We start from the raw sequence: 6,157 nt of genomic DNA, 5'->3' as shown, positions 1-6,157 counted from the left end.
TTCATTTCTATTCATTTCCAATTTATTTATAAAAGGTTTACCTTACAAGTATATACAATTATAGCTGCAAATACAATGATTTCATATTCTTCATTTTTTGCAATATCAAGTGATTATTGCTGCAAGAGAAAAATGTTTAAGTCATGATAGGGATTGGATGAAGAAGGGAATAAGTAAGAGAAAAACGCTCAGGTATGTATTTCGCAGTACTTGGTATGGTACGAAGATTTAGAAGAAGAATATGCGTTGGAAGTAAAAAAGAATATAAATTATAGAAATAGATGGCATGTGATAAACAAGACTTCATTGTATTAGAATTCCAGTTTTTCTAATATCACAATAAAGAGGATTGTCCATATCTTCTGTAAGTAGGACTGGCTCTATAAGGTTACTTATCTTGCGTCTAAGTTTCCACAATAGAGGAGTATCTTTAAAATAATCGTCATCCAGGCGTTCTACTATCACAGCAATATCTATATCGCTGTCTGCTCTATAATTTCCTTTACTGTACGAACCATAAAGATAAAGGGCCTTTAATGGTAACTTCTCCGCTACCATTTCCTTATAGCGTTTGGCAAGGTTTATAGCTTGTTCTTTATCCATAATTGCAACTCTTTAGTTTGGCTCAAAAGTTCAGCACAGTATTCTTTGGTTAAGCTCTTCATTAATCTTTCTTTATAAGAGGGGTAACGGGCTTCTATATTAAGAGGTTCAAGTTTGTCTATAAAGTCTAACTGCTCCTCCGACAATTGCTTGTCCAATCCCGTTCTCTCCGCAAGTCTGGATAGTGAATGTATCTTTAGAGGAACTTCCATTAAGCAATTAGTCCAATATGCTTTGAGAATTTTCTCTATTGTTTGATGGCACATGAACCGACATAGAGATAACGGCCTGTAAGCAGCATTGCATTCGCTGTTTCCAAATCATAATCTGACATCTCAATCCAATAAGGTTACTTTACTATCCATATTTCGAGTCTTTAGAACAAAGATAGTTATTATCCTTCAAACAACAATGATTTGCTACAACATTTTATCCGTTGGAACCATATTGAAGGTATTTACTTTAGTCTTATAATTATATTTTGCAAAGCCTGCTGCATTTCTACTCATTTCTAAATTGTTTATAGAATGAATATAAGATTCAAGAAAGAAACCATTAAAGCTTATTCCTTTGCAACCAAAGTTGGAAGAACTGATCATATACCTGGTAAATGCCTTTATCATAGGTAATAAAGTCTTTTTCCAGTAGTCCTTTTACAGCTGAAGAGACAGAACTGGCAGATTGCAACTTGTATTTACGCACAAAATCACCGCTTGAGATGGCCTTGGCTTTCCCTTCTGCCGCAATTGCCATAAATACAATACGTTGCTTTTCGGGCATCTGATATAATAAGGCATCATAGGTGTCGGCAGAAAAGTCCAGAAGGTCGTTAATGGCAGTATCTATCATTGAGGAGATACATATTTCTCCAGTTCCAGTCATGGAAAATAAAATGTTCATAACCTTCTGCATATACGAAGTTATACCATTGAAGCGCTCATATAGCTCTGTTACCACTAATGTGTCCAAGTGTTTGCTTACCCGTTCAAAGTGCTTAAGACAGAACTCTGCGTATTTATCAACAGAAATGGGAGGCAGGTTTATCAATGTGACTGATTGATAGAATGGACGTGCCGGAGAAGTAAACATTGCCCCCATCAGATGCCTATGGGACCCGGAGAAGACAAAGTGGGCATTGGAACAGCGTTGTATATGTGTCCGTAGTGCCGCTTCTATGTTGGGATCGTCTGCATATTTGGTTATTTGCTGGAATTCATCAATGGCGATTAGGCAAGGCTTCCCGGCATTATTCAGATAGGAGAATATCTCATCCAATGTTGCAGAGGGATTAGTTATAGCTCCCAGACCGATTCCCCAGGTAGGCTGTCCATTCATGTCGAATGTTATTTCGGAACGAAGGGAGGCCAGTACATTCAAGAAGGTACCCCATACGGATTTTCCTTTTGGACGTAGTTCATCCAGTACAGCCTTGCCGAAAACATTCACAAAATCGCGTACAGAGCTTGTGGCATAAATATCGATGATGAAAGTGTGGTAATGCTCCTTGATTTCCGGCTGTCCAAAACAATGCCGCAGCAAGTCTGTTTTGCCTAATCTGCGTGGGGAAATCAATGCAATGTTGTTCTCATTCGTCAAAAGTGAGACAATTTTAGCCGTTTCTTTCTCTCTGTCACAGAAATATTCCGGTGATACATAGCCGTTCGTAACAAATGGATTTTTCATATGATTATTGAGTTTACACGCAAATATAAGGAAAATATCACGATAATCATAAGATGATAATCATAAAACGATTATTATTGGAAATGTGTGGTTGACTATCATATGAAATGGCTATTCTTTTCCTCATCCAAAGAATAGAGGAATAGTAATAGCCATTTTCTGTTTTAATCTTGATATTCAATTTCTTCACCAAGAGCTTGACGTATCATATTATGTTCATTGCGATAGAGTTTACCATTACGCAGATAATAATAGTTAAAGTAACCGGCAAACTCAATAGTGGCATACTTTAGTGTATCTCCTTGATTATAGACTTTCCATGTACCCTCGTACGAACTGGAATCATCATATTGAATCAGGGTGGTGGAGTCGGCTCGAAGGTCGAATTGGATACCGGTTTCAGTAACGAATTTGCCTGGAAAAGGATGTGTAGCTGCTGACTTCTTACATGAAGAAAAGCAGATGAGTGAAACTGACACAGTCAAAATGAATAGTATTTTCTTCATATCTGATATTTATAAATGAAAGATTGAAAAAAAGGACGCCCTGCAAGAGGACGTCCCTTTTATTAAATTATATCAAGAATCTCTTCTTAATTATTTGGCACTCGGTGTACCGGCAGCCTTCTTAACGATGACTTTCAGGTTATCCTTGCTCAATACACCCCACTTGTAGTTGACATTTACAGTCAGGAACATGTTGTAGTCAACGTTAACCGGAGTACCATGGTTGTTGAAGTATGCCAAGTGAGTCGGGTCAGCTTTAGCTTCTGTAGCAGTAGACTTAGCTTTTGTCTCATCCCAGTTCATCATCTTCAATGAAGCATTGGTCGGCAACTTACCGTCAGTAGTACCCTCCTTATGCTCATAAGTGCTGGTTGCAGCATTCCAAGCCAAGCTGGTAGTGGTCTTATCAGTCAAGAACTTAACTTCACGCACAGCATAGTAGTCATACAAAGCATGTGCATAAACTTCATCACCAGTGGCCTTGTCAGCTACAGCAGCAGCTACCGGCTTATTATTCCAGTCAGTGAATGTGAAGTTCTTGGCAACGCTCAAGAAGCTACCGTCAATTTCAGCATCAACGAAGTTGTCGCTGATAGAACCGTCAATAGTCAACGGGTTGATGAAGTGTACCTCAAATTCTTGAACTGGAATAACATTGAAGTCATTGTATGCAACAACTAACTGTACAGGAACTTCCTTGCCAATCAACTTGAGGGCGGCATCAGTACCGTTCCAGTTATCTTTTTCGTGGAGACGGATGATACTGGAGCATTCATTTACGTTATTACCTAATGTTTCATCATAATTCCAAGGCAAGTTCTTCTTGTTTTCTGTAGCATCAGCACCCATCAGGTTATTGATAGTGGCAGCCAAATCATTAGATTGTTTGTAATCCATAATATCTGCATCCGTTCTACCGATGTTGTTGTTGTCACTCTTGTCTTTGTCTTCTGCTGTACCTTCAGTCTTATACCACAATTGAGTTTTGTCATCGCTTGTGACAAAGTCTTTCAAATGCGGATAAGTAGTCAAGTCTTTCATGCGTGTTTCGTCAAAGATAAACTTAACCTCTGCACGCTCACGAATATACTGGATGAATTGAGCCAAGTTGGCTGGCTTTTCTTTGGTCGGTTCGTATACAAAGCCATTAACCAAGTCAGCTTCGATGTGGCTATAGTCTTTCAGCGTACAACCGTCAGTAATACCCGGATATACATGCGGGTCTTTCTGTGTTCCACCGTCATTTGCAGTAGTGTAAACAATCGGATTCACATTGAAGACACCTTCGCCCTTACCATTCTTCCAGAATGTACCTTGGTATGCAAACTTCTGTGCAGGAACAACGATTGTCTGCTTGAATGTCTGCTTGATATCACCATTCAAACCAGCTTCGTCAATGTACTTAACGTCGATTTCGAATGTAGAAGCATAAGTCTTGGTAGACTCATTGTAAGCCAATGTACCAACAGTCTTCGGGTTCATAGCCCAAACTAAGTTGTAAGACGTATTGTCTTCAGCATCGTGCAATAAAGCAAATACAAGGTCTTTATTGTTTTTAATCGCTTCCTTACCGTCTTTGCCAACTTTGTCAGAACCTTCTTGCCAGTCAGTAGCCACCTTAGAAACAGCTAATTTAGACAAATCTACCTTCTTGCCGTCTTTTCTCAGTTCAAGAATCTCCATATCTGTATAGATGCTGTGGAACTGAGTCTTACTCATACTCTGACCACCGTCGAACTTAACCATATGATAGATCTTCTCGTTCATTTCCTTAGAGAACAACTGCTGGAACATATCCTTGCAAGTTACAGTATCGTTCGGGAATGTAATGGCAGCAATCGTTTGATCCTTTTCACCGGTCCAACGAATCTTGATATAACGTACAGCAATCATGTTGCCATTATTCTTGTCCCACAATTCAGCACGAATGATAGGTTCGCGACCGATGGAAGTCTTGGAATATTCTGTATCTCCCAACTCTACGTCGTAAACTTCAGACTTCAGCGTGTAGCCGTCAGACAAGATGCGGCCGAATGCCTGTTCGTCAGTCTTACGGTCACCTTGCAGATACTTAGCTTTTGCTAAAGAGAAACGGAATTCCAGGCCATAGTCGGCGTAGTTCGTCAATTCCTTGTGAGAAGCGTGTTGTTTGTCAGTATAAGTATAGCATACAGTAACCAACGTTCTCAAGTCAAGTGGACTGTCATATGACTGCTTAACATCAACCAATTGTTCGTTGCCTGATTTATACAAGCAGAGAGAGTCATGATAATGAACGTATTTACCATCCTGCATTTCGTCTGCAAAATCAGTCGTGAAGTCCTTCGTGAAGTCAATCTTCTTGTTAGCCAAATAAGGATATACAGTAGATTCTTCGATACGGCTGTATTCGGAATTTACAAATACGTCTTTACCAGCTTCTTTCTCAGCATCTGTCAGGTTTTTGTCAGCAATAGGAGTCTTCAGAGAAGCCATCCAGAACTTTTCAAGTTTACCTTCACCGTGAGCGCTACCGGTTGTGCCGATGCTCTTGCCTACGTAATCTGCATTCTTCTTATAAAGAACAGTCATTACACCGTCTTTTACATCGTAGTCTACAACTTCGAGAGGCTTGTTCTGAGAAAGTTCAGGAGCAGCCTTTGTTACGTTCTGAGAGGTAAAGCATTCAAACATAGGAAGCTTAACATCTTCTTTCATCACACCGATGCTCGGGCTAATCTTGTAGCTTACCTCATTCTTTTCGGTAGAAATGCTGAGTGCCTTGGCGCCCTTTACAGCAGTGTGGTCCAAAACCGGGCGATCAGTGTGCTTAGACGGGTCTGCTTCGTGGTCAGCATAGTTCTTGGCAGCAAAAACCTGCGGTGTATACGTCAGTGTCAGCAGTTCAATTGAAGGAATGCCGTTGATGTGCGTAGTTGGAATCAGCGTAAGGCTGGTCAATCGGTGACCAATCAAAGCCATAACTTTAACACTCAGAGTTTCGACATCTGTAGCCAATTTCTTCAAATCAGCTTCAGAAATAAACTCACTTGCCAGACTCTCCTTCAGTTCTTTGATCTTAGTGTCAACAACCTCTAAAGATGCCAGTTTTTCCATTTCTTTTTCCAAAGCATCTTGTAATTTCTCTAAATCAGCTTCAGATACTCCACCTTCGCTTGAACCAGCCTTATCCAGAGCTTCCTGAGCTTTGGCTTTGGCTTCGTTTGCGGCAGTTTTGGCTTCATCTACGGCTGTCTGCAAAGTAGCAACTTTTGCATTTAGGTCATCAAGTGAAGCTTTTTTGTCCAGTTGTCCTTGCAAGTCCTTGATGTCGTCATCATAGTCCTTACAAGACGTGAACGTTCCTGCAGTGCCCACCATTAAGG

5 protein-coding genes are annotated in these 6,157 nt (G+C 40.2%); all 5 read right to left on the bottom strand.

The window, feature by feature from the left end; genetic code table 11:
- Nucleotides 1-303: 303 nt before the first annotated feature.
- Nucleotides 304-603: a nucleotidyltransferase domain-containing protein gene (locus tag DWX62_RS21625; protein WP_008661919.1), complete on the bottom strand. Its 300-nt coding sequence runs from the start codon at nt 601-603 to the stop codon at nt 304-306.
- Nucleotides 582-869, bottom strand: a complete 288-nt coding sequence (locus tag DWX62_RS21620; RefSeq protein ID WP_009037333.1) for a HEPN domain-containing protein — start codon at nt 867-869, stop codon at nt 582-584. Before DWX62_RS21620 ends, DWX62_RS21625 begins: the two co-directional genes overlap by 22 nt.
- Nucleotides 870-1,158: 289 nt before the next feature.
- Nucleotides 1,159-2,286 carry an ATP-binding protein gene (locus tag DWX62_RS21615; RefSeq protein ID WP_120173144.1) on the bottom strand — a complete coding sequence of 376 codons (1,128 nt, stop codon included), beginning with the start codon at nt 2,284-2,286 and terminating at the stop codon, nt 1,159-1,161.
- A gap of 164 nt (nt 2,287-2,450) precedes the next feature.
- Nucleotides 2,451-2,792, bottom strand: a complete 342-nt coding sequence (locus tag DWX62_RS21610) for a hypothetical protein (protein ID WP_005825747.1) — start codon at nt 2,790-2,792, stop codon at nt 2,451-2,453.
- A gap of 90 nt (nt 2,793-2,882) precedes the next feature.
- Nucleotides 2,883-6,157 (bottom strand): hypothetical protein (locus DWX62_RS21605; protein WP_243636293.1); only part of this gene is annotated, 3,275 nt, incomplete at its 5' end.

Source organism: Bacteroides sp. AF20-13LB (assembly GCF_003603065.1).
Lineage (GTDB): Bacteria > Bacteroidota > Bacteroidia > Bacteroidales > Bacteroidaceae > Bacteroides > Bacteroides uniformis.
This window is presented reverse-complemented; position numbering and strand designations above follow the sequence as displayed.